General features: G+C 42.1%; 26 protein-coding genes. 24 read left to right on the top strand and 2 right to left on the bottom strand.

Going from position 1 to position 23,955, the window contains the following annotated elements:
- Positions 1-132 precede the first annotated feature (132 nt).
- The 12 genes from remA (at position 133) to spoVM (ending at position 11,989) form a co-directional block, all read left to right on the top strand.
- Positions 133-396, top strand: a complete 264-nt coding sequence (gene remA, locus PQ477_RS20430) for an extracellular matrix/biofilm regulator RemA (RefSeq protein ID WP_035395155.1) — start codon at positions 133-135, stop codon at positions 394-396.
- Between the two features lie 22 nt (positions 397-418).
- Entirely contained in the window at positions 419-1,030 is a 612-nt protein-coding gene (gmk, locus tag PQ477_RS20425; RefSeq protein ID WP_035395200.1) for a guanylate kinase, read from the top strand.
- Positions 1,030-1,257 (top strand): DNA-directed RNA polymerase subunit omega, encoded by a 228-nt coding sequence (gene rpoZ, locus PQ477_RS20420; protein ID WP_035395154.1) that lies wholly within the window; start codon positions 1,030-1,032, stop codon positions 1,255-1,257. The genes gmk and rpoZ overlap by 1 nt, the downstream gene beginning before the upstream one ends.
- A 92-nt stretch (positions 1,258-1,349) precedes the next feature.
- Positions 1,350-2,558, top strand: coding sequence for a bifunctional phosphopantothenoylcysteine decarboxylase/phosphopantothenate--cysteine ligase CoaBC (gene coaBC, locus PQ477_RS20415; RefSeq protein ID WP_274272773.1), 1,209 nt, complete (start codon positions 1,350-1,352; stop codon positions 2,556-2,558).
- The gene (gene priA, locus PQ477_RS20410) at positions 2,555-4,957 is read left to right on the top strand and encodes a primosomal protein N' (RefSeq protein ID WP_274272772.1); all 2,403 of its coding nucleotides are present in this window, start codon (positions 2,555-2,557) and stop codon (positions 4,955-4,957) included. Before coaBC ends, priA begins: the two co-directional genes overlap by 4 nt.
- A gap of 32 nt (positions 4,958-4,989) precedes the next feature.
- Positions 4,990-5,910, top strand: a complete 921-nt coding sequence (gene fmt, locus PQ477_RS20405) for a methionyl-tRNA formyltransferase (RefSeq protein WP_432813907.1) — start codon at positions 4,990-4,992, stop codon at positions 5,908-5,910.
- Positions 5,897-7,249: a 16S rRNA (cytosine(967)-C(5))-methyltransferase RsmB gene (rsmB, locus tag PQ477_RS20400; protein WP_144559191.1), complete on the top strand. Its 1,353-nt coding sequence runs from the start codon at positions 5,897-5,899 to the stop codon at positions 7,247-7,249. Before fmt ends, rsmB begins: the two co-directional genes overlap by 14 nt.
- A gap of 44 nt (positions 7,250-7,293) precedes the next feature.
- Positions 7,294-8,040 carry a Stp1/IreP family PP2C-type Ser/Thr phosphatase gene (locus PQ477_RS20395; RefSeq protein WP_432813883.1) on the top strand — a complete coding sequence of 249 codons (747 nt, stop codon included), beginning with the start codon at positions 7,294-7,296 and terminating at the stop codon, positions 8,038-8,040.
- Between the two features lies 1 nt (position 8,041).
- Positions 8,042-10,135: a Stk1 family PASTA domain-containing Ser/Thr kinase gene (gene pknB / locus PQ477_RS20390; protein WP_144559189.1), complete on the top strand. Its 2,094-nt coding sequence runs from the start codon at positions 8,042-8,044 to the stop codon at positions 10,133-10,135.
- Positions 10,136-10,171: 36 nt separating this feature from the next.
- A complete protein-coding gene (gene rsgA, locus PQ477_RS20385; RefSeq protein ID WP_035395151.1) occupies positions 10,172-11,053 on the top strand; it encodes a ribosome small subunit-dependent GTPase A in 882 nt (293 codons plus the stop codon).
- Between the two features lie 2 nt (positions 11,054-11,055).
- Positions 11,056-11,700: a ribulose-phosphate 3-epimerase gene (gene rpe, locus PQ477_RS20380; protein WP_035395150.1), complete on the top strand. Its 645-nt coding sequence runs from the start codon at positions 11,056-11,058 to the stop codon at positions 11,698-11,700.
- A gap of 208 nt (positions 11,701-11,908) precedes the next feature.
- Entirely contained in the window at positions 11,909-11,989 is an 81-nt protein-coding gene (gene spoVM / locus PQ477_RS20375) for a stage V sporulation protein SpoVM (RefSeq protein WP_035395149.1), read from the top strand.
- Between the two features lie 41 nt (positions 11,990-12,030).
- On the opposite strand, the gene rpmB is transcribed toward spoVM, so the two are convergent.
- Positions 12,031-12,219 carry a 50S ribosomal protein L28 gene (rpmB, locus tag PQ477_RS20370; protein ID WP_035441949.1) on the bottom strand — a complete coding sequence of 63 codons (189 nt, stop codon included), beginning with the start codon at positions 12,217-12,219 and terminating at the stop codon, positions 12,031-12,033.
- Between the two features lie 201 nt (positions 12,220-12,420).
- On the opposite strand from rpmB, the gene PQ477_RS20365 reads away from it, so the two are divergent.
- From PQ477_RS20365 to rnc, 12 genes are all read left to right on the top strand, one after another.
- Complete coding sequence (locus PQ477_RS20365) at positions 12,421-12,783, top strand: Asp23/Gls24 family envelope stress response protein (protein WP_035395148.1); 363 nt, start codon at positions 12,421-12,423, stop codon at positions 12,781-12,783.
- A gap of 56 nt (positions 12,784-12,839) precedes the next feature.
- On the top strand, positions 12,840-14,477 hold the full coding sequence (locus tag PQ477_RS20360; RefSeq protein WP_144560486.1) for a DAK2 domain-containing protein: 1,638 nt from the start codon (positions 12,840-12,842) through the stop codon (positions 14,475-14,477).
- Positions 14,478-14,497: 20 nt separating this feature from the next.
- Positions 14,498-15,358, top strand: coding sequence for a DegV family protein (locus PQ477_RS20355; RefSeq protein WP_274272770.1), 861 nt, complete (start codon positions 14,498-14,500; stop codon positions 15,356-15,358).
- A gap of 61 nt (positions 15,359-15,419) precedes the next feature.
- The gene (gene sdaAB / locus PQ477_RS20350) at positions 15,420-16,082 is read left to right on the top strand and encodes an L-serine ammonia-lyase, iron-sulfur-dependent subunit beta (RefSeq protein ID WP_035396924.1); all 663 of its coding nucleotides are present in this window, start codon (positions 15,420-15,422) and stop codon (positions 16,080-16,082) included.
- Positions 16,083-16,094: 12 nt separating this feature from the next.
- On the top strand, positions 16,095-16,985 hold the full coding sequence (gene sdaAA, locus PQ477_RS20345; RefSeq protein ID WP_035396925.1) for an L-serine ammonia-lyase, iron-sulfur-dependent, subunit alpha: 891 nt from the start codon (positions 16,095-16,097) through the stop codon (positions 16,983-16,985).
- A complete protein-coding gene (gene recG / locus PQ477_RS20340; protein ID WP_274272769.1) occupies positions 16,982-19,027 on the top strand; it encodes an ATP-dependent DNA helicase RecG in 2,046 nt (681 codons plus the stop codon). Before sdaAA ends, recG begins: the two co-directional genes overlap by 4 nt.
- A gap of 88 nt (positions 19,028-19,115) precedes the next feature.
- A complete protein-coding gene (gene fapR / locus PQ477_RS20335) occupies positions 19,116-19,688 on the top strand; it encodes a transcription factor FapR (RefSeq protein WP_035396926.1) in 573 nt (190 codons plus the stop codon).
- 2 nt (positions 19,689-19,690) lie between these two features.
- Positions 19,691-20,695, top strand: a complete 1,005-nt coding sequence (gene plsX / locus PQ477_RS20330) for a phosphate acyltransferase PlsX (RefSeq protein WP_035396927.1) — start codon at positions 19,691-19,693, stop codon at positions 20,693-20,695.
- On the top strand, positions 20,688-21,629 hold the full coding sequence (gene fabD, locus PQ477_RS20325; protein ID WP_035396928.1) for an ACP S-malonyltransferase: 942 nt from the start codon (positions 20,688-20,690) through the stop codon (positions 21,627-21,629). The genes plsX and fabD overlap by 8 nt, the downstream gene beginning before the upstream one ends.
- Before the next feature lie 2 nt (positions 21,630-21,631).
- On the top strand, positions 21,632-22,375 hold the full coding sequence (gene fabG, locus PQ477_RS20320) for a 3-oxoacyl-[acyl-carrier-protein] reductase (RefSeq protein WP_035396929.1): 744 nt from the start codon (positions 21,632-21,634) through the stop codon (positions 22,373-22,375).
- A gap of 74 nt (positions 22,376-22,449) precedes the next feature.
- Entirely contained in the window at positions 22,450-22,683 is a 234-nt protein-coding gene (acpP, locus tag PQ477_RS20315) for an acyl carrier protein (protein ID WP_035396930.1), read from the top strand.
- A 158-nt stretch (positions 22,684-22,841) separates the two neighbouring features.
- A complete protein-coding gene (gene rnc, locus PQ477_RS20310; RefSeq protein WP_144559187.1) occupies positions 22,842-23,624 on the top strand; it encodes a ribonuclease III in 783 nt (260 codons plus the stop codon).
- A 39-nt stretch (positions 23,625-23,663) separates the two neighbouring features.
- Here rnc and PQ477_RS20305 read toward each other — a convergent pair whose 3' ends face one another.
- Positions 23,664-23,888, bottom strand: a complete 225-nt coding sequence (locus tag PQ477_RS20305) for a DUF1128 family protein (protein WP_052008161.1) — start codon at positions 23,886-23,888, stop codon at positions 23,664-23,666.
- Positions 23,889-23,955 lie beyond the last annotated feature (67 nt).

Below are 23,955 nucleotides of genomic sequence, written 5' to 3'. Positions count from 1 at the left end.
GAAATAAGGTAAAATTAGTTCTTACATGAATCTTGTACGAGTTTCTCGGATATTTACCCGTATAACAATAGAGAGATTTGGTATAATGAGTGATAGAATAGCAGCTCGTTTACTTTTATGGAGGATTGAAGAATGACCATTAAATTAATCAACATTGGCTTCGGCAATATTGTCTCCGCAAATCGAATTATTTCGATTGTCAGTCCAGAATCGGCACCAATTAAGCGCATTATGCAGGAAGCTCGAGAACGGAATATGTTAATTGACGCGACATACGGAAGAAGAACTCGGGCTGTCATTGTGACAGATTCTGACCATGTAATCTTAAGTGCGGTTCAACCGGAGACTGTTGCCCAACGATTACATACGAAAGACGAAGAAGCTGACGAGGCTTAAAAGCGGGAGGTAAACCATTTTGATGAAGCGAGAAAAGGGGCTATTAATCGTTCTATCAGGTCCAGCTGGTGTTGGAAAAGGGACGGTTTGTGGTGCTCTTCGGAAACAAGATACAGCGATTGAATACTCTGTTTCTGCGACAACGAGAAAGCCAAGAGCTGGGGAAGAACATGGAGTCAACTATTTCTTCAAATCGAGAGAAGAATTTAAAGAAATGATTCAAAATGACGCGTTACTCGAATGGGCGGAATATGTAGGGAATTTTTATGGAACGCCTATTGATTATGTTAGAGAAACAATTAATGCAGGTAGAGACATTATTTTAGAAATTGAAGTTCAAGGAGCACAAAAAGTTCGTAAAGCATTCCCAGAGGGTGTTTTTATTTTCTTAGCTCCACCAAGTTTAAAAGAACTACGCGATCGTATCGTTGGTCGAGGTACAGAAACAGAAGATATTATTAATGAACGGATGCATGTTGCTAAAGAAGAAATTGATTTAATGCGCATGTATGACTATGTTGTAGAAAATGATGAAGTGGAGCTTGCTGTCGAGCGCATTAAAGCGATTGTGACAGCTGAACACTGTCGCCGTGAACGATTAAAATACCAAGAATTAGTTGAGGTGAAGAAATAATGCTTTATCCATCCATTGATAGCCTATTAGAAAAACTTGATTCAAAATATTCGCTTGTGACCGTATCTTCAAGACGTGCACGAGAAATGAAAGAAGTAGCTAGTCGAGTCCCCCTTGCAACCCAACCGAAATCGTATAAATTTGTTGGATTAGCGTTAGAAGAAATTGTGCAAGATCGTTTAACCCATCGCGTTCCGTCACAAGACGAAACGGACAATAAAGAGTAAATAGTAAGCTGTCTTCGTAGACTAAAAAGCACTTCTTTTGTAAAGTAAGTGATTAGTAGAGGAGACAGCTTTTTTTATGCGAGGTGGCCAAAGTGTTAAAAAACAAAACAATCGTTATTGGAGTAAGTGGAGGAATTGCTGCTTTTAAAAGCGCAGCATTAGTGAGCAAACTAACACAAGCTGGGGCTAACGTCTATGTTGTGATGACCGAGTCTGCAAAACAGTTTATTGCTCCAACGACATTCCAAGCTCTGTCTAGAAATGAAGTCTATACGGATACATTTTATGAGCCTGATTCAACAAAGATTGCACATATTGATATTGCAGATCAAGCCGATCTTGTCCTTGTTGCACCTGCTAGTGCAAATACAGTGGCAAAGGTAGCAAATGGAATCGCTGATAATATGTTAACGACGATGCTATTAGCAACAAAAGCACCTGTCGTTTTTGCTCCAGCTATGAACGTTAATATGTATGATCATCCAGCCACGCAAAGAAATTTGCAGCAATTAAAAGCGTATGGCTTTCAAGTAATTGAACCGAATGCAGGATATTTAGCTTGTGGATGGGTCGGCAAAGGTCGAATGGCTGAGCCGGAAGATTTACTAGAGCTCGTTCAACTAATGTGTTTAGATCAAACCGTATTTACCGGAAAGCGCGTATTAATTACAGCAGGTCCAACTCGGGAAAAAATCGACCCTGTTCGGTATTTGTCGAACTATTCTTCTGGCAAAACAGGCTACGCGCTTGCGACAGAAGCGAGAAATCGCGGAGCTCACGTGACGCTTGTATCAGGACCAACAGGGTTAAAGCCTCCTAGTGGTGTAGAGGTTGTATCGATACAATCAGCTGAAGACCTCTATGAGGAAGTGACAAAGCGATTTAATGATGTTGATATTGTTGTGAAGTCTGCTGCAGTGGCAGATTATGCTCCTGAAATAGTCGAAAATCAAAAGCGTAAAAAGCAAACGAATCAATGGTCTTTACCGCTAAAGAAAACCCGCGATACGTTGAAGCGACTAGGTGAGTTAAAGCAGAGCCAAGTGCTTGTTGGGTTTGCAGCTGAATCTCAAGACGTCGAATTCTACGCAAAAGACAAGCTTGAACGAAAAAACCTAGACCTCATTGTTGCAAATAATATTACAACGGAAGGCGCAGGGTTTGATCACGATACAAATATCGTGACTGTTTATGCAAAAGACCATTATGAGAAACGTTATCCACTTGCATCAAAGAAAGATGTGGCTCTTCATATTTTTGATGAAATTGAAGCCTATATGAAAAGAAGCGGCGCCTTGTGATTGCGCGCATTATCGTAGACGTACCTACTGCACAGACAGATCGACTCTTTGATTATAAGATTCCAAGCGAATGGGAGACGCTTGTTCAGCCAGGTATTCGGGTCGTCGTACCATTTGGACCGCGAAAAATTCAAGGTTTTGTGATTGAGCGAACCGAAACAAGTGACGTCAAGAATATGAAAGCTATTATTGAAGTACTTGATCCTGTACCGGTTTTAAGCGAAGAATTGTTAGCCCTTGGCAAATGGTTAGCAAAGGCAACGATTTGCTTTCAAGTTACTGCCTTTCAAGCGATGTTACCGGCGGCATTAAAGACAAAAGTTTCTAAGATCATTCAAATGAGGGTCGAAAGAACAGAGCTGCCCGAGCAGATACGTACCCTATTTGGCAATGGAAATCATTTGAATTGGGATGAACTAAAAAAAGGGGAACCTAGCGATCTTCTCACAATGAAAAAGGCTCTTGAAGCAGGCCTTGTTGAAATTGAATATGCAACAAAGGCTCATACAAAAATGAAAACAGAACGGTTTGTTACAGTTAGCGATGTACGCGAATCAGAGCTAGAATCCTTACAGCGAAAAGCAAAGAAACAGTATGAACTGATTCAATTCTTGAAAGGGAAGCAGCGACCTTTACCGTCACAGCAAGCTATAGCTGAAACGAAATCGAGTCGTGCAACCCTAAAAGCTTTACTTGATAAAGGGTTTGTTCAGGAATGGGCACAAGAAGTGTACCGAGATCCGACAAGCAATGATACATTTACAAGGTCTGAGCCGCTTGTATTAACACCAAAGCAACAAGAGGCACTCCAAGTTATTTCTCGTCCCATTGAGGAAGACCGGTATGAAACGGTGCTACTACACGGTGTTACAGGAAGCGGTAAAACGGAAATCTATTTACAAGCCATTGCTAAAGTACTTCAAAAAGGCCAAGAAGCCATCATGCTTGTTCCGGAAATCTCTCTTACCCCACAAATGGTGAATCGCTTTAAAGCTCGATTCGGCAATTTAGTAGCTATTATGCACTCTGGTTTATCCAATGGAGAAAAATACGACGAGTGGCGAAAGATCCACCGAAAAGAAGTTAGTGTTGTTGTAGGTGCTCGTTCTGCTGTATTTGCACCATTTACAAACCTCGGTTTACTTATTATTGATGAAGAGCATGAATCAAGTTACAAACAAGAAGAAGCACCACGTTACCACACAAGAGATGTTGCGAAATACCGTGGAGCGAACCATCGAGCGCCAGTCTTATTAGGAAGTGCGACCCCATCAGTTGAAACGTTTGCCCGTGCAAAGAAAGGCAACTATACGTTGGTTTCATTGCAAGAACGAGTAAATGCGCGGCCGATGCCTGAAGTAGAAATTGTGGACATGCGTGAGGAGCTTCGCAATGGCAATCGTTCAATGTTCTCTAGAGCGTTGCTTCAAGGGCTTAGGGAGCGGTTGGATCGAAAAGAGCAAACGGTGCTATTTTTAAATCGTCGTGGTTATTCAACATTTGTTATGTGTAGAGATTGTGGGTATGTGGCAACATGTGATTATTGTGATATCTCTTACACCTACCATCGTAAAGGGCATTCATTAAAATGCCATTACTGTGGCGACGAGAAACCAATGCCAACGACGTGCACGGAGTGTGGAAGCGAGCACATTCGATTCTTCGGCTCAGGCACGCAAAAAGTGGAAGAAGAGCTGTATAAATATTTTCCAGAAGCGAACGTTATTCGAATGGATGTCGACACAACTAGAAAGAAAGGCTCTCATAAGACATTACTCGATGCTTTTGGACAAGGCAAAGGTGATATTTTACTTGGTACCCAAATGATTGCAAAAGGGCTTGATTTTCCAAACATTACGTTAGTCGGCGTCCTCGCTGCAGATTCTATGCTGCATATTCCTGATTTTCGAAGCGCAGAGCGGACGTTTCAAGTGCTAGAACAAGTTGCAGGTCGAGCGGGACGAGCAGAATTAACAGGAGAAGTGATTGTTCAATCATACACGCCAGAACATTACAGCATTCAGCTTGTTAAGCAACATGATTATGAGCAATTTTTCGCAAGTGAAATGAGAATTCGTAAGCAAGGTGGCTATCCACCATATTATTATATGGCTCTTCTCACCATTTCCGATCAAGACCTGGCAACAGTAATAAAAACGTCCGGAAAAATAGCGGATTACTTAAAGCGTACCTTAAGCGAAGAAACGGTTATTCTTGGTCCTGTTGTCTCGCCTATTGCCCGTATCAAAGATAGATATCGCTATCAATGCGTGATAAAATATAAGCATGAGCCGAAATTATATGAGACGTTAGAAACCGTATTGCATCACTACCAACGGGATACAACAACGAAACGGTTATCGATTAGTATGGATGTCCATCCGTACTTTTTTATGTAAGGACAGGAGTGAAGAACGTGAACATTATCTTTATGGGGACACCGGATTTTTCAGTCCCGATCTTAAAAACATTACTTGAGCATTACACGGTTATAGCTGTCATTACACAGCCTGATCGACCAGTTGGACGAAAGCGTGTGCTTACGCCCAGCCCTGTAAAAGTAGAGGCAGAAAAGCATGGCATTCAGGTCTTACAGCCAGAAAGAATTCGTGAAGACTATTCAGACATTATAGCCTTAAAGCCGGATCTCATTGTTACAGCTGCTTACGGCCAAATCGTTCCGCGAGCGCTACTTGATGCACCTGTGCTCGGCTGTATTAATGTTCATGCTTCGTTACTTCCAAAATATCGAGGTGGTGCGCCTATACACCAAGCGATTATTGATGGAGAAAAGGAAACAGGTATTTCTATTATGTATATGGAAGAAAAACTGGATGCTGGTGATGTCCTTTCAAAAAAAGCCATTCCAATTCATGATCAAGACGATGTAGGCACGATGCACACAAAGCTTAGTCAGCTAGGCGCTGAATTGCTTATTCCGACAATAGAAGACTTACGTGAAAAACGAGCAAAACCTGTTCCTCAAGTGCATGAAGAAGCAACATTTGCACCAAACATTCGTCGTGAACAAGAAGAGTTACAGTGGGAAAAAACTGCACAGCAGCTAGCCAATCAAGTTCGAGGCATGCGGCCATGGCCAGGAGCGTTTACGTGGATGGATGGAAAACGTATAAAAGTGTGGGTTGCTGTGGCGACAAATGAACGAACGTCAGAACAGCCTGGTGTTATTATTCGGACAGCAAAAGAGGGAGTCTATGTGGCAAGTGGAGAAGGAACAGTTTTGTGTTTGCAAAACGTTCAGCTTGCAGGAAAGAAAGCGGTCGATGCTAGCTTAATTGCACATCAATTTACTATTTCAAATCATTTAGGAGTACAGCATGACGAAAGATAAAGCAACCGTACGAGAAGTCGCAATGGATGCGTTAGTTAAAATTGAAAAGAACCAAGCCTATAGCCATTTACTCGTTAATCATACGTTAAAAGAAGCTGGACTAAGTCATCAAGATACAGGTCTGTTAACAGAACTTGTTTATGGAACAGTTGCACGGCGGTTAACACTTGATTATTACTTATCACCATTTTTAAACAAAAGCAAGAAGAAACGAGAGCTGTGGGTCGATGTGTTGCTGCGTCTTTCTGTTTACCAAATGGTTTATTTGGATCGTATTCCGGATCGGGCCATCGTTCACGAAGCAGTGACCATTGCCAATAAACGGGGACATAAAGGAATAAGTGGACTAGTAAATGGTGTGCTCCGCTCCATTCAACGTGAGGGCTTCCCAACGTTTAGCACTATAGAGGATGAAGTGACTCGCTTAGCTATTGAGACAAGTCATCCTGAATGGCTGTTAAAAAAATGGATAGAACAGTATAGCTATGATGATGCAAGAGCGATGGCATTAATAAACAACGAACCACCTGAAACGAGTCTTCGGGTGAACCGTATGAAAACGACCGTTGAACAAGTCATCAGCAAGTTAGAAGAGGAAGGAGTGGAAGTCGTTCCTTCAGAGCTACTTCCTGATCTCGCTATTATCGTGAAGAAAGGCAATCCATTCTCAACAGTAGCTTATCAGCACGGCTATTTTACAGCTCAAGACGAAGCTTCTATGCTTGTAGGACTACTAGTGGGTGCTGAAGAAAATATGGATGTACTAGATACATGTGCTGCTCCTGGAGGAAAATCAACTCATTTAGCAGAATCATTGAACGGAACAGGAAGTGTGACGTCTTTTGATTTACATAAGCAAAAGATTAAATTAATCAATGAACAAGTGGCGCGTTTGCAGCTACCAAATGTAACGGCAGACACGCAAGACGCTAAGACATTAACAGATCGAATAGAACACGCTTATGACCGAGTCCTTGTTGATGCACCTTGCACCGGATTCGGTGTGATTCGCCGGAAGCCGGACATTCGATGGTCAAAAACCGAAGAAGATACAAATCGCATCACACATACACAACAGCTTATTTTAGCGAATGCGAGCCAATTTGTGCAGCCTACTGGTACGCTCGTGTATAGTACGTGCACCGTAGATCATGAAGAGAATGATCGTGTTGTTGAGGCGTTTCTTTCAACGCATCCTTTTGTTGTTGATGAAGCAGCATTTGAGCGCTTACCAAAGCAAGTAAGAGACAATGGTCGTTTTGGTCAATACGGCTTAACCATTCTTCCGCAAGACTTTCAAACAGATGGATTTTTTATGGTTGCGTTAAAGCACGCCTAGTCTTCGTGACAAGAATAAGCCATTCAAAAATTGAGGTGATGGATTTGATAGAGAGCACGACATTTTTAACTGATATTGGAAAAGTTCGCTCGAATAATGAGGATAATGGTGCGGTTTTATCTTCTTCAACAGGAACACTAGCATTTGTTGCTGATGGTATGGGAGGGCACTCAGCTGGTGACGTGGCAAGTGCTATAGCCCTTCGGATTATGAAGAAAAACTGGGATGAACTACCACTTTCCTTGTCTGCAGTAGAAGCAGAAGCTTTTCTACAAGAAACCTTTGTTGAAATGAACCAAGCAATCTTTACGCATGCTAAGGAAAATAAAGATTGTGAGGGGATGGGAACGACAGCTGTTGCTGCTTTTTGCACTGAAGACTATATCGCCATCGCTCATGTTGGCGATAGTCGCTTGTATTTGTTAACAGAAGAAGGATTAAAGCAGCAAACGATGGATCATTCCCTTGTCGCCGAACTTGTGAAAAACGGACAATTGTCTCATGAGGAAGCAGAAGATCATCCGCGAAAAAATATCGTTTTAAGAGCCCTTGGCACAGAACCTGTCGTAAAAGTTGATACAGAAACCATTGCCGCCGACTCTGTTCGCTTGTTAATGATTTGTTCCGATGGGCTTTCTGATAAAGTAAAAGATACTGAACTAGCTACAGAATTAAACCGTGAGGATGAGCTGTCCCAAATTGCTAAGTCTCTAATAGCACGGGCAAATGACCGTGGAGGCGAAGATAATATTTCTGTTGCGTTAGTACGATTTACGGAGGAGCTTGAGTAACATGATTGGAGAACGAATTGGCGACCGCTACGTCGTATTGGACAGCATCGGCGGAGGCGGGATGGCGAATGTCTATTTAGCACTGGATGTTATTTTAGATCGTCATGTCGCAGTAAAAGTACTTCAGCCTCAATTCTCAAAAGACGAACAGTTTATTAAGCGTTTTAGAAGAGAAGCGCAAGCAGCGACAAGTTTGAACAATCCTCACATTGTCAATATATTTGACGTTGGAGAAGAAGAAGATCTTTATTATATTGTCATGGAATATGTCAAGGGCCGTACGCTAAAAGAAGTCATTCAAGAAGATGGCCCTTTAGATATTGCCACGGCTCTTGACTATTTTAAACAAATCTTGCATGGAGTAGGACACGCCCATGCCATGCAAATTGTCCATCGTGATATGAAACCGCAAAATATCCTTATTAGCGAAGATGGCGAAGCAAAAGTAACCGATTTTGGGATTGCTCGTGCGATGACCTCAACGACTATTACCCACACAAATTCAGTCATGGGATCGGTCCATTATTTATCTCCAGAACAAGCTCGTGGCGGTCATGTGACGTACCGGTCTGACTTATACTCGCTAGGCATTGTTCTGTTTGAAATGGTAACAGGGAGAATTCCGTTTTCTGGAGATACTGCGGTATCTATTGCGATTAAGCACTTGCAAAATGAAATTCCGTCGGCTAGAGAACTAGTATCGAGTATTCCGCAAAGTGTGGAAGACATTATTAAAAAAGCAACGATGAAAGACCCGAACCAACGGTTTAATTCTGCTGAAGACGTGATCTGGGCTTGTGATATGGCGTTAGATCCAAATCAATCGTTGCAGTTGCATACACAACTAGAAGACGATGATGAAGAAAAAACAAAGGAACTACCGATTGTAGCAGGCTTTACAAATAATGAAGATCAAGACAAAACGATCGAGATTCCTGTTCAAAAACAAGACGACGTCCCGGTAGAGACAGCGAAACAGGAAGATCAAAAAAAGGAAGCAGAACAAACAAAAAAGCCAGCGAAAAAGAAAAAGAAATGGCTTTGGATTAGCATCATTGGTATTGGTGTGATAATAGGGGCATTTATCCTAGCGCTAACGTTGTGGAGTGAAGTGTTTTTTGTAGAAGAAACAACCATTCCTGATGTGGAAGGAATGGAAGAGAACGAAGCAATTGAGGAAATTGAAAGCCAACGGCTTATTGCAAATGTTGAGCCAATCTCAACAGATGAATATGAACCGGGACAAGTAGCCAATCAATCTCCTCGAGCTGGGCGTACGGTAAAAGAAGGATCGGAAGTCACTTTATATGTCGTAGCATCGAGAGAAGAAGTAACGTTAGATGACTACTCTGGTTATACGTTTACACAAGCGGAGCGTTTGCTTGAGCAGCTTGGTTTTGAAGTGGAAGAGCAGTCTAGAGAAGATAATAGTGCCCAAGAAGGAACCGTCATTTCACAAAGCCCATCAAATGGTTCAAGCGTTGTTCCAGCCGATACGACGGTGGTACTCACTGTTGCTGTTCCAGAAACCATTCAGCTAGATGACCTCGTCAATCAAACCGAAGAAGATGTTCGGGCGTATTTTAATGCAGAGGGCTTGCGTGGTACGTTTGAGCGTGAGCATGATGAGGATATACCAGCAGGACGTGTTATTCGTCAATCACCTGAGCCTTTAACAACAATGGAACAAGGCGACCGTGTTGAAATTGTGTTATCCCGAGGGCCTGAACCAAGCGAACCAGACGAAACTCCAGAAGTCCCTCAACAACCTGAAGGGGAAGTAGAGGACCCAGTCGCCGCTGACCCTGTAGAAGACCCTACAGAAGAAGAAGAGCCAAGCTCGGTTTATCGAATTACACAAACGGTTGTGGTTTCAGAAGAACATCAATCAGAGGAACGGAGCTTTGCTGTACGAATCGTTGCAACAGATGCCAATTCCCAAGGTGATGAGCGGGTTGTTGTAGAAGAGACGATTACGACGTCAACGGATTTTACGATTGATTTACGAGTTAGTCCAAGCTACCCAGGCTCGTATGAAGTATTTATTGATGACGAGTTTAATAGAGAATCGGATGTGTATGAATATGAAGAATAAAGGCGCGAATTTCGCGCCTTTTTAAGGAGGAGTTGCATGCCAAGTGGATTGATTATGAAGGCATTGGCAGGCTATTATTACGTGTATGACAAAGGAACGATCATACAGTGTCGAGCAAGAGGCGTCTTTCGTAAACAAAAGCGATCGCCGCTTGTTGGCGATCATGTAGAATATCAAGCAGAAAATGTAACAGATGGGTATATTATGGATATTCAAGAACGTAGCAATGAACTTGTGCGACCACCTATTGCAAATGTTGACCAAGCGTTTTTACTTTTTTCCGTTAAAGAACCTGATTTTTCAGCAGCACTTCTTGACCGCTTTCTCGTTCATATAGAGAGACAAGAGATCTTGCCAATCATTATCGTAACAAAAATGGATTTACTTACAAATGAGGAGAAGAGGGACATTCAGTCATTTGTCTCCCTTTATGAAAAAATCGGCTATCAAGTACGGTATATTTCCTCAAAAGCGGAGCTAGACTTTAGTGTGTTAACACCACTTATTAAAGACAATGTAACGGTTATTGCTGGTCAGTCAGGAGTCGGGAAATCTTCTTTTCTCAACTTATTAAAACCAGGGATGAATTTAGAGACGAATGAGATTTCCAGTCATTTAGGACGTGGAAAACATACGACTCGACATGTGGAATTAATTGAAATCGAGCAAGGTTTAATAGCGGATACTCCTGGGTTTAGCTCATTAGACTTTGAGCAAATGGAGCAAGAAGAGTTACGTTTTTATTTTCCGGAGTTTGTTGAACGAATGGACGAGTGTAAATTTCGCGGCTGTTTACATGATAAAGAGCCAGGCTGTGGTGTTAAGAGAGGGCTGGAAGAAGGAGAGATTCAGCAATCGAGATACGACAACTACCTTCAATTTTTAGAAGAAGTAAAAAGTCAGAAAAGGAGATATTAACGATGATAAAAATAGCCCCATCCATTTTAGCTAGTGACTTCTCAAGAATGGGTGAGAATGTAAAAGAAATAGAACATGCAGGAGCTGATTGGATTCATATAGATGTAATGGATGGTCAATTTGTACCACCTATTACGTTTGGCCATCAAATGGTGGAAGCGATCCGACCGTTAACAAGCCTGCCACTTGATGTTCATTTGATGGTTCAAGCGCCTGAAAATCAAATTGAGTATTTTGCTAAAGCGGGAGCAGATTGTATAAGCGTTCACGTTGAAGCGACAAATCATTTACATAAAACGATTCACTCCATTAAACAGGCAGGACTTAAAGCAGGTGTTGTTTTAAATCCAGGCACGTATGCGGACGTCGTTATTCCTGTTATTCAAGATGTTGACTTTGTACTTCAGATGACGGTGAATCCTGGATTTGGCGGGCAGTCGTTTATCCCAACGACGTTAAACAATATAAAGCGTCTGCGCGCTTTAATTGATGAATACCAACTACCAGTCGATATACAAGTGGACGGTGGTATCAATGTGGAAACGGCGAAAGCGTGCGTAGAAGCAGGTGCGACCATTTTAGTAGCAGGGTCATCTATTTTTCAAGCCGATCACTATGAGAAAGCGATTGCAGAAATTCGAGGATAAAGTAGGTCTGATTTCCTTTTCTCCCGCATACGCTAGAGTAACGACGGGTGGACACGTTCGGTGATAGAAAAAGTTCTATGCATTGGTAAAGAGCTAGCGAGACGATGGTCTCTAGCAAGTGCATCAGAACTTCATCTATTCGTAATGTGTACTCGAACGACATTTTTAGAGCAAGGGCCGGCTCAAATGCTCTTTAGGAGGAGGATCTATGAAATTCTATACGATCAAGCTACCGAAGTTTTTGGGAGGGTTTGTTAGAGTTATGCTTGGCTCGTTTAAAAAAGACTAATCAAAAAAAACGCCTTTGCAACTGCAAGGCGTTTTTTTTGATTAAACACGTTCTACTTTTCCGGATTTAAGTGCACGAGCAGAAACGTATACACGTTTAGGTTTTCCATCTACCATGATACGAACTTTCTGTACGTTTGCACCCCAACGGCGCTTTGTTTTATTCATTGCATGAGAGCGCTTGTTTCCAGAACGCGCTTTACGACCAGTAATATAACATTCACGAGCCATGTCAGTGGCACCTCCTTAAAAACAGTCTCGTTTTTCATCACGATGACTTAGTCACCCAAGTATCTTAGCATAGCCATCAGCAGAAAGCAATAAGCAAAGACAAGTAAATCTCCTTGACTAAAAAATGACTTTTAAAATGGTAGGTGATATAGTAAGATATTGATACGTATGCACACTGTATTTTATTGAAGGAGGCAAACCATGACTATTGAATTGAAAACTCAGTTTGGCACAATCGATGTGTCTCAAGATGTCGTTGCAACTATTGCAGGAGGTGCCGCAATCGATTGTTACGGAATTGTCGGAATGGCTTCACAAAAACAATTTAAAGATGGATTAAGTGACCTACTTGGTAGAGAAAATTTCAGACGTGGTGTTATTACGAGAGAAAACGGAGATGAACTTCATATAGATATGTACATTATCGTCAGTTATGGTACAAAAATATCTGAGGTTGCGCATAACGTCCAATCAAAAGTAAAATATCATTTGGAAAAAATGCTCGGTCTTGATGTAGAATCAGTTAATATTTTTGTACAAGGGGTTCGTGTCACGAATCCATAGGAGTAAAGGGGGAAGACAAGGTGACAAGGAAACTGAAAGGTCAAGAGCTTGCGCACATGTTTATAGAAGGGGCAAATGAGCTCGGGAAAAAAGCGGAGGTTGTGGATTCGCTTAACGTATTTCCTGTACCCGATGGAGACACTGGTACGAATATGAACTTAACCATTACCTCAGGGGTAAAGGAAGTGCGTCAAGCATCACTTGATGAAGCGAGTAAAGTGGCAGCTGCATTTGCAAAGGGCTTGTTAATGGGCGCAAGAGGAAATTCAGGTGTCATTCTATCGCAACTCTTTCGCGGGTTTTCAAAAGAACTTGAGGGAAAAAAGGAATTAACAACTGAACAATTCGCTGACGCAATGGAAGCAGGCGTTAAGACGGCGTATAAAGCAGTTATGAAGCCTGTTGAAGGAACCATTTTAACCGTTGCAAAAGAGATGGCGAAGCACGCTGTTAAAATAGCGAAAAAAGAAACAGCGTTTGAACCGTTTTTAACATCGGTTATAAAAGAAGGTGAACGATCCCTTGCGCGTACGCCAGATTTGCTTCCTGTTTTAAAAGAAGTAGGTGTGGTTGACTCTGGTGGACAAGGTTTATTATATATTTATGTCGGGTTTCTACAAGCGCTTACAGGAGGAGAATCCCTTCAGATTTTACAAGAGCCAAAGATGGACGAATTCATTCGAGCCGAGCACCACCATAACGGTCATGGAGACATGGATCCGAGTGACATTGAATTTGGTTATTGTACAGAAGTAATGGTGAAGTTTGACGCTGAGCAATTAGCCCAAAACCCATATGATGAAGATCAGTTTCGTTCAAAGCTAAGTGAGTATGGAGATTCATTATTAGTTGTATCTGATGATGACCTATTAAAAATACACATTCATGCAGAGTACCCTGGGCAAGTGGTTACAGAAGCGCAAGCATTTGGTTCACTTGTTCAAGTGAAAGTTGAAAATATGCGCGAACAGCAGTCAAATTTGTCTGATTCTCATGCTATGAAAAAATCAGAGAAAGCCTCTAAACCGAAAGAACAAGCAGAATTTGCTATGGTAGCTGTTTCCGTCGGTGCTGGTATTGAAAAGATTTTTAAAGGTTTAGGAGTAAATGAGGTTGTTGCAGGCGGTCAAACGATGAACCCAAGTACAGAAGACATTGTATCAGCCATCAAGGAAGTTCACGCTAAACATGTCATTATCTTGCCTAACAATAGCAACATTGTCATGTCTGCTGAACAAGCTGCAGAAGTGGCCGATGTTCATTGTGTCGTTGTGCCAACAAAAACGGTTCCTCAAGGGTTAGCTGCTTTACTTGCGTTTAATCCAAGTCGTGAAATTGAAGAAAATGCAGCGGCAATGGAAGCAGCTATGAAGGATGTTAAGACTGGTGAAGTGACCTATGCTGTTCGTGATACGGAAATGGATGGTCAATCCATTAAAAAAGGCGATTTTATGGGCATTTTTAATAAGAAAATCGTTGCTAATGGTCAAGATGTAGTAAAAACAGCAAAGAATCTTCTTAGTGAAATGGTCGACGACGATTCTGAAGTCGTTACGATTATTACTGGGGAAGGTTCAAGTAAAGAAGTAACAGAACAACTAGAAGCTTATCTTCAAACGCATGCAGAGGATGTAGAGATTGATGTCGTTGAAGGTGGACAGCCTCTATATTCTTATATCTTTTCTGTTGAATAATGAATGAGGAGGAACGTTCAATGGCGAAAGTGAAAGTTGTGACTGACTCAACAGCGGATATTCCAAACGCTCTTGTTGACGAACTAAATATTTCGGTGATCCCGTTAAATGTCCATTTTGGTGATGAGCAATTTGAAGACGGCGTGACCCTTCAGCCTCGTGATTTTTATAAGCGTTTAAAAGAAACAGACGTCATGCCGAAAACATCACAGCCGTCACCACAGCAATTTGAAGATTTGTATCGCTCCATTGCAGAAGATGACACAGCGGCTATTTTGTCTATTCATCTATCGGCTCAATTAAGTGGGACGGTGCAAGCCGCGTTAATTGCTAAGGATGCCCTAGCAAATGAACTAACGATCCACGTATGCAACTCTAAGCGTGCTTCATATGCCATTGGTATTATCGTTGTAGAGGTTGCCAGATTGGCAGCTCAAGGCGCTGACCTTGCAACGTGTCAAGCCCGTTTAGAGCAAATGCTGAACGATACCAATGTTTATTTTATGGTGGATACGCTTGAATTTCTTCAAAAGAATGGTCGAATTGGGAAGGCGTCTGCATTGTTAGGCTCGCTTTTAAAAATGAAGCCAATTCTGTCACTAAACAAAGATGGCGAAGTGTATCCGCATGAGAAAGTGCGGGGACAGAAAAAAGCAGTATCTCGTATGATGGGATTGCTGCAAGAGCAATTTGGAAACGAGTCTGTTCAAGTAGGAATATCACATGCAGTTAATGAAGAGCTTGCGCAAAAATTAGCGGAGGAAATTAAACAAGCTTTTACCGTTGATTCGCTGGTCATAACAGAGATCGGTGCGGTTATTGGTGCGCATGTCGGGCCAGGAACGGTTTCCTTATCAATGACAAAAGTAGATTCTAAGTAACAAAAAGGTTGCCAACTGTCATTGATGGCAACCTTTTTGGTTCTTTGTTGGAGGCGAAACGATGAAGTATAGAACGGTATTTGATATTATAGGTCCAGTTATGATTGGTCCGTCCAGTTCACATACAGCAGGCGCTGCGCGTATCGGAAAAGTAGCACGAACGCTGTTTGGTCAATTGCCGGATCATGCCGACTTACATTTTTATGGCTCATTTGCGAAAACGTATAAAGGTCATGGAACCGACGTTGCTGTTATTGGGGGATTGCTTGATTATGAAACGGATGATGAACGAATCCGCCAAGCGTACGAAGAAGCCGAAAAAGCCAAGTTGACGATTTCTATTTTTGAAGAAGGTGCTATTGATCACCATCCAAATACAGTTCGAATCAAACTATATAAAGGAAAAGAGACGTTTGAACTTGTAGGTGTGTCCATTGGTGGAGGGAAAATTGAAATTATTGAATTGAACGGCTTTGTTCTTCGGTTATCAGGGAATCATCCTGCCATTCTCGTTGTTCATCAAGATCGGTACGGTGTTATTGCTGCTGTTAGTAATTTATTAGCAAAACATCAGCTAAATATCGGGCATATGGAAGTGTCTCGGAAGGAAAAAGGTGAGCAAGCGCTCATGGTTATAGAAGTAGATCAAAATGTGGACGAATCCATATTGGAACCATTAGAGAACTTACCTCATATTACCCATGTGACAAAAATACACGACTAAGGAGGGATAAGGATGTTTCGAAATGTGTCAGAACTGCTAGCATTAACGGAAGAAAAACAGTGCTCAATTTCAGAAGTAATGATTCATCAAGAGATGGATGTTACAGGTAAATCCCGTGAAGAAATCCTAAATAAAATGCGCATCAACTTAGCCACGATGGAAGCGGCTGTTAAACGAGGGATCGAAGAAGATGTCGTTTCTGTTTCCGGTTTAACAGGCGGCGATGGTAAAAAACTCGCTGCATACATTCGTAAAGGAAACATGATTGGTGGAGAAACAACCCTGCTAGCAGTAGCGAATGCCATGGCGACAAATGAAGTCAATGCTGCCATGGGGACAATTTGTGCGACGCCAACTGCTGGGTCTGCCGGCGTGGTTCCAGGTGTGCTATTTGGTGTAGAAGCAAAATTAAATCCGTCTGAAGAAGAAAAACTTGCTTTTCTCTTTACGAGCGGAGCTCTTGGGTTTGTTGTCGCGAATAATGCATCTATTTCAGGAGCAGCTGGAGGCTGTCAAGCGGAAGTAGGTTCCGCAACAGGAATGGCGGCAGCTGCTTTAGTAGAACTTGCAGGTGGTACACCAAAGCAATCTGCTCATGCGATGGCAATTGCACTAAAAAATATGCTCGGTCTTGTATGTGATCCTGTTGCCGGACTTGTTGAAGTACCCTGTGTTAAGCGAAATGCCGCAGGTGCTTCTCTAGCGATTACGGCTGCAGATATGGCTCTTGCTGGAATTGAAAGTAGAATTCCATGTGATGAAGTGATTGAAGCAATGTACCGAATTGGTCAGACTATGCCAGAATCATTGCGAGAAACAGGTGAAGGTGGACTTGCTGCGACACCTACTGGACGTCGATTGGAGGCAGCTGTTTTTGGAAAGACAGCTGAGCGTACAAAGTGAATCTGTCTCAGTTACGTGTAGATACAGTAAAAGGCATTGGCGAGGAAAGCGCTAAGGCGTTAGGAGGTCTTGGGATCAATACCGTCCAAGACCTTTTAGAGTTTTTTCCATTTCGCTATGAAGATTATTCCCTTAAATCTCCAGGAGACGTGGCTCACGAAGACCGAGTGACGATGATAGGAACCATTCAAAATGAGCCTTCTATCCGCTATTTCGGTAAGAAGAAAAATCGATTAAGCTTTCGAATGGTTGTTGATGGTGTGCTCGTTCAGGTAATTTTTTTCAATCGAGCCTTCTTAAAAACAAAAATTAAACTTGGCAGTACAGTGACGGTAACAGGGAAATGGGATGCCCATCGACTAACAATTACCGGAAGTGAACTGAAGTTTGGTGAAATCGAGCGGCAAGGCAATGTTGAGCCTGTTTACCATGCAACAAGCACCATTTCAAGTAAACAGCTGCAACGCTGGATAAAAGTGGCGCTAGAGATGTATGCCAACCAGATTGTAGAACCTCTTCCTGCAACAATAAGAGAACGGTATAAACTATTAAATAAAACAGAAACCATACGTCATCTCCACAATCCACTTCATCCGGATTTGGTTAAACAAGCGAGAAGACGCTACGTTTATGAAGAGTTGCTTTACTTCCAGCTTCGAATGCGAGTATTTAAGCAGCAAAATCGTGAATTGCAATCAGGTAGGCAGCTGATTGTAGGGCGGAATCAACTAGATTCGTTTTTTGCCCAATTGCCATTCACATTAACAGGTGCACAAAACCGAGCAGTTGACGATATTTTAGCAGATATCTCTTCTCCTTATCGAATGAACCGGCTGCTTCAAGGGGATGTGGGTTCTGGAAAAACAGCTGTTGCAGCTGCCTGTATGTACGCGGTTGTAAAAGCAGGAGCTCAAAGCGCTCTAATGGCACCAACAGAAATCTTAGCAGAACAGCATGCAAAATCGTTAGCCGATTGGTTTGAACCTCTAGGTTTATCTGTTGCGCTATTAGCTGGCTCTGTGAAGGGGAAGAAGCGGTCAGTGCTACTTGAGAAAATTGCTGCAGGAGAAGTAGACATTGTCGTAGGAACACATGCATTAATTCAAGAGGACGTTTTTTTTCAAAACCTTGGTTTCGTTATCACCGATGAACAACATCGTTTCGGCGTCGAGCAAAGACGAGTGTTACGAAATAAAGGGGGAAGTCCGGACGTATTGTTTATGACTGCGACACCCATACCAAGAACATTGGCCATTTCGGTGTTTGGTGATATGGATGTATCGGTGCTTAATGAGTTGCCAGCAGGGCGTAAACCGATTGAGACGTATTGGGTGACCCACGATTTGTTTGAGCGAGTGCTTGGATTTATTGAAAAAGAGGTGAAGGCCGGACATCAAGCGTACGTCATTAGTCCGCTTATTGAAGAGTCAGAAAAACTTGACGTACAAAATGCCATTGATCTTTATACGATGCTTACAAACCATTATCAAGGGGACATTCAGGTCGGATTAATGCATGGACGTTTATCAGCTGCGGAAAAAGAGGACGTAATGAATGCCTTTGCGAAAAATGACACACAGCTCCTTGTGTCTACAACGGTTGTTGAAGTTGGTGTAAACGTTCCGAATGCAACCGTCATGGTGATCTATGATGCGGATCGTTTCGGTTTAGCGCAATTGCACCAGTTACGGGGTAGAGTAGGGCGTGGAGACGCGCAATCGACATGTATATTAGTAGCAAAGCCTAAATCAGAAGTCGGTAAGGAACGGATGCGCATCATGACTGAAACAACCGATGGTTTCGTACTATCTGAACGTGATTTGGAATTACGTGGACCAGGTGATTTCTTTGGCTCAAAACAAAGTGGCTTGCCAGATTTCAAGCTTGCGGATGTTGTCCATGATTATCGAACGCTAGAAACCGCTCGACAAGATGCCGATGTCATTATTTCGTCAAATGTTCTTGAGAATGATGAAGAGTATGCGCATTTAGCCCTCTATTTAAAAGAAATTGGCGCATATGAAGGAGAAAAAATTGATTAACCCTTGAAGGTTTGATCAAAGAACTTTATACTAGTCTTAGTACCTAGTCATAAAACGAATGGTAGATAAACGGATGGAGAAGCAAACGATGCGATTAAAGAAAAAAGAACGACAACTACAATTAAGCAAATTGTTAAACGAAAATCCATTTATGACAGATGAAGCACTGTCTGAGCATTTTTCCGTTAGTATACAGACCATTCGTTTAGACCGGATGGAAAAGAATATACCTGAACTAAGAGAACGGATTAAAGACGTAGCTTATCAGCACCGAGATACGGTTATCTCGCTTTCACCTGATGAAGTCATTGGAGAAATTATTGATCTTGTCCTTGAAAAACAAGCGATTTCTATGTTTGAAGTAAACGAAGAGCATGTATTTGCTCGCAACGGAATTGCTCGTGGTCATCATTTATTTGCACAAGCGAATTCTCTCGCAGTTGCTTTAATGGACAATGAGCTGGTTTTGACGGCGAAGGCAGATATTCACTTTAAACGACCTGTACATCTTGGAGAGCGTGTCATTGCAAAGGCTGAAGTTGTTGACACCCATGGGGATCGAACAAAAGTGACGGTTACAAGTAAAGTGAATCAAGAAATTGTATTTGACGGTGACTTTGTCATGTTTAAGCAACATGACACAGAAGAAGAGGGCGGTTGATCATGAAAATTGCAATTGACGCAATGGGCGGCGATCATGCGCCACATGCACAAGTAGAAGCGGCGGTTCGTGCTGTAAAAGAGTTTACGGATCTTCAAATTACATTAATCGGTGATGAAACGAAGATGAAGCCGTTGCTGGCTGATTCTGACAACAGAATAGCGATGGTTCATACTGTGGAATCTATTCTAGATACAGATAAGCCTACAACGGCCGTTAGACGAAAAAAAGATGCCTCAATGGTGCTAGCTGTAAATGAAGTGAAATCTCAAAATGCAGATGCGTGCATTTCTTCTGGGAATACAGGCGCACTTATGACGGCAGGCTTGCTTTACGTTGGACGACAGAAAGGAATTGATCGACCAGCTTTGTCACCAATGTTGCCGACAAAGGACGGGAATGGGTTCTTATTGCTTGATGTTGGAGCCAATATGGATGCAAAAGCAGAACATCTTCTTCAGTATGCAGTAATTGGTGATGCGTATATGCAAAAAATCCATCAAGTAAAAAAACCAAGAATTGGCTTATTAAATGTAGGCACGGAGGCAGGAAAAGGAACAGAGCTAACAAAAGAAGCCTACCGTTTATTAGAGGAGAGCACATTGCATTTTGTCGGGAACGTTGAAGCAAGAGACTTGCTCGACGGTGTCTGCGATGTTGTCGTTTGTGACGGCTTTTCCGGTAATCTTGTTTTAAAAACAATAGAAGGAACAGCTAAAATGCTGTTTTCTATGTTGAAAACCGAGCTCACTAGTTCGATTTCAGCGAAGCTAGCGGCAGGAATGCTTAAACCGAAGCTCACTGGCTTGAAAAAGAAAATGGATTACTCGGAGTACGGTGGTGCAGGTTTATTTGGCTTAAAAGCACCGGTAATTAAAGCACATGGTTCTTCAGATGCAAATGCATTCTTTCATGCTATTCGTCAGGCAAAAGAGATGGTAGACCAAGACGTAGTCGCTGTCATTGAAGCCAATTTATTATTAAATAGGAGGCAGGAAAATGAGTAAAGTGGCGTTTTTGTTTCCTGGTCAAGGTTCCCAAAAAGTCGGAATGGGTACAGATTATTTCGCGACAAATGAGAAAGCGTCAGCCGTTGTAAAAGAAGCGGATACGGCTTTAGGCTTTTCAATTAGTGAGTTAATGAAAGAAGGACCAGAAGATACGTTAAAGCAAACAGCATATGCACAGCCTGCGCTTGTGACAATGAGTACGGCCTTGTTGCAATTATTTAAAAAGGAAGGCATTCAGCCAGACTATGTTGCTGGTCATAGTTTAGGCGAATATTCAGCTCTTGTAGCAAGTGAAGCGTTGCCCTTTGCAGAGGCGGTCAGTCTTGTACATAAGCGGGGCACTTTGATGGAACAAGCGGTACCAAATGGTCAAGGAGCTATGGTTGCCGTTCTAGGACTGGATCAAGAGACTCTTCAGTCTATATGTGAGGAAGTGACGTCAGCGGGTAACGTTGTGAACGTTGCAAATTTAAACTGTCCAGGTCAAATAGTCTTATCTGGTACAGCGACAGGCATTGAGCAAGCAAGCGCTTTGGCAAAAGAAAAAGGAGCCAGACGAGCGTTGCCTCTTGCTGTTAGTGGACCATTTCATTCTGCTCTAATGAAGCCAGCCTCAGAACAATTCGAAAGTGAATTACATAGTGCAACGATTACAATGCCAATGGTTCCAGTTATTGCGAACGTAACGGCAGATGAGGTACACGCTCCTGAAGTGATTCGAGCGCTTTTAGCAGAACAGCTTTATTCACCTGTTCGATTTGAAGAAAGTGTCAACCGTATGATTGAGTTAGGTGTGGATACATTTATTGAAATTGGTCCAGGCAACGTGTTGACGGGTCTTGTGAAAAAAATCAACCGCCAAGTACAAGCCCATGCTGTTCAGGATCAAGCTTCCTTCGACAAAGTATTGGGGATATTGAAAGGGGAATAGCCATGTTTACTGGAAAAACAGCGATTGTTACCGGTGCATCAAGAGGGATCGGTAGAGCGATAGCGCTCGAATTGGCGAAAAACGGCGCCAATATCATTGTAAATTATGCAGGAAATCAAGCGAAAGCTGAAGAAGTTGTTAGTGAGATTAAAGCAATTGGTCAAGAGGCAGTCGCGATACAAACAAACGTTGCCAATGAAGATGAAGTAAAGACCATGATAAAAGAAACGGTTGATCGTTTTGGTTCTGTTGACATTCTAGTGAATAACGCTGGTATAACAAAAGACAATTTAGTGATGCGGATGAAAGAATCAGATTGGGACGATGTGCTAGATATAAATTTAAAAGGTGTATTTCTTTGTGCAAAGGGCGTTAGTCGCCAAATGATGAAACAGCGCTCTGGGCGTATTATTAATGTCGCATCTGTTGTTGGTGTGCTTGGAAACCCTGGCCAAGCCAATTACGTTGCAGCAAAAGCTGGAGTTATTGGCTTGACAAAAACACTAGCGAAAGAGTTTGCATCTAGAAATATTTTAGTAAATGCCGTTGCGCCAGGCTTTATTACGACGGATATGACCGATGAGTTAAGTGGCGACTCAAAAGAGGCGTTACTTGGTCAAATTCCGTTAGGTACGTTAGGGGAACCAGACGATGTTGCTCGTGTTGTTCGCTTTTTAGCGAGTGAAGATGCCAAGTACATGACTGGACAAACCCTTCACGTAGATGGTGGAATGGCAATGCCGTAAAAGGCTACTTGACACGTACGGCTTGTGTCAGTACAATTTTACTTTGCCAGTACTTTTGAAAGGAGGTGACTAGTGTGGCTGACGTAATGGAGCGCGTAACGAAAATCGTCGTTGACCGTTTAGGTGTAGAAGAATCAGAAGTAACGCTTGAGGCATCTTTTAAAGACGATCTTAAAGCTGACTCACTTGATGTGGTGGAGCTTGTAATGGAGCTTGAAGATGAGTTCGACATGGAAATTGCTGATGAAGACGCAGAAAAAATTGCAACGGTTAAGGATGTTGTCGATTACATAAATAACAACGCATAACCGATTGAAAAGAGCCCTTTCAGCGAACCTGTTAGGGCTCTTTAACACATCTTTACATATAAAGAACAGCAAGAATCTGTTAAAATGATGACAGGAGAAAGAAATAAGAAGAACGAACTCTTTTTACTTTTTGAGCTCCAGCATCTGGAGGTAAGTGTATGGTACAACCATCTAAATTTCAAAGAAAACCAAGGTCAAATGATCGAAAACGAACACAGCGCCGTTTAGAACTGACAGAAGCTCAGAAACGTCAGTTTGATGATTTACTCGTGCGAACGTCATTAACATTTGAAAATCGCAAACTGTTGATTCAAGCATTTACTCATTCCTCCTATGTGAATGAGCAACGTATATTCTCATCATCAGATAATGAACGGCTGGAGTTTCTTGGCGACGCTGTACTAGAACTTGCTGTTTCACAGTATTTATTTAAAACATATAAATCAATGAGTGAAGGAGATATGACGAAGCTGCGTGCTTCGATTGTTTGTGAACCGTCTCTCGCCATGTTTGCAGAAGAGCTGCACTTTGGTCAGCTCGTGTTGCTTGGAAAAGGAGAAGAAGTTACTGGTGGTAGAACGAGGCCGGCGCTACTCGCTGACGTATTTGAAGCGTTTATCGGAGCCTTGTATCTAGATCAAGGGCTAGATGCCGTTTTCTTATTTCTGTCACGATTTATGTACCCGAAAATAAAAGAAGGTGCCTTCACCCATAAAATGGATTTCAAGAGCCAGCTTCAAGAGTTTGTACAGCGAGATAATCGGGGGCAGATTAAATACCAAATCGTCCAAGAACGTGGACCAGCTCATGATCGTGAGTTTGTATCGAATGTCCGATTAAATGATGAGACGATCGGAAGTGGTACAGGTCGCTCAAAAAAAGAAGCGGAACAGTTAGCGGCAAAGCAAGCGTTAGATGCGCTCAATTGGAAAAAAAGCTAGAGAAAAGAAGCGGCACGGCTCCTTTTTTCTAGCTTTCTTTTATTCTTCTTCCCGAAGTTGTCCAAGCTCTTGAACAATTTCATCTAGTTCGCTGATGGAAAAAGATGGTTGTCTCATGACGTGCGTATGTAAGGCAAGTAGATCTTGGTGTTTACGATCATTAACAGCGTCTGCTTTAATGACGCTAGCATTTACAATGTTTAACTTCTTTTTCATATCATTCAGTAAAGCCTCGACTTCATCTATAGACAGAGATTGACTCATAGAATTGTCCTCCTTAGTAAGAATAAACTTACGATACCATGTTTTCTCTATAAACAAAACTACGAAT

Source organism: Shouchella hunanensis (assembly GCF_028735875.1).
GTDB lineage: Bacteria > Bacillota > Bacilli > Bacillales > Bacillaceae_D > Shouchella > Shouchella hunanensis.
Note: the sequence above shows the minus strand (reverse complement) of the source record. Positions and strands in the feature narration are given on the sequence as shown.